This is a genomic window from Vibrio sp. 1288 (assembly GCF_033344475.1).
In genome coordinates, this window is sequence record NZ_JAWPOX010000416.1 from 1 (window position 1) to 757 (window position 757).

The window sequence follows — 757 nt, forward strand, 5'->3', positions numbered from 1 at the left end:
GGGTAGGGTAATCGGTGCGCCGTTTGCCGTGCCGATTGCAAGAACCGAGACTCGTATGTTTTTACCTTTAACCAAATCCAGGGAGCGGGCCAATTCTGAATCATCAAGATCATCGGCAAGAACCACAATGTCTCCTTGGTTTGCACCGGCTTGTGAAAATTGACTTAACGCCAATTCGATCGCAGCAGGGAGGTTCGAGCCTTGGAATGGCATCAGCTCTGGCGACAAGTTCTCGATGATACCTGCTAGCGTACTAGCATCCGTCGTTAGCGGACTCAAGCTGTAAGCATCGCCTGCATAGGCGATCAATCCAGTCGCCCCCTCTTTCCACTTCGGCAACAAATCCAACGCTTTGTAACGTGTTTGAGTAAGGCGATTGGGTTTGATGTCGCTGGCGTACATCGAGCGAGACATATCTAGCACTAGCATGCGATTTTGGCTTAGCTCGAAGCTTGGACGTGTATTTGATTGCCAGCTCGGCCCAGCGAGCGCTACGCAGGCAATCGCCCAAGCCAAGCCCCAAATCGTAAAATAGGGTTTGGACTGGGTGGTCTGCTCAAGCATTTTGGCGAGGTGCGGGGCAATCAGCGCGGATTTTTTCGCTCTAAATTTTTGATTAATCAGGAGTACGAAGGGGATTGCTATCAGTCCCAGTAACCAATATGGGTTAAGGAAAGTAAACTCAGCCATGTTTTCTCCTTAGCAGGAACAACAACATAGAAAGTACTAAAGCTGCACTCAATGGATATGGGAACCA

At 49.5% G+C, this 757-nt stretch carries 1 protein-coding gene; it reads right to left on the reverse strand.

Features of this window, described 5'->3' with window-relative positions; genetic code table 11:
• On the reverse strand, positions 1-690 hold a 690-nt coding region (locus R8O11_RS27135), incomplete at its 3' end, for a VWA domain-containing protein (protein WP_318194864.1).
• Between the last annotated feature and the right edge of the window lie 67 nt (positions 691-757).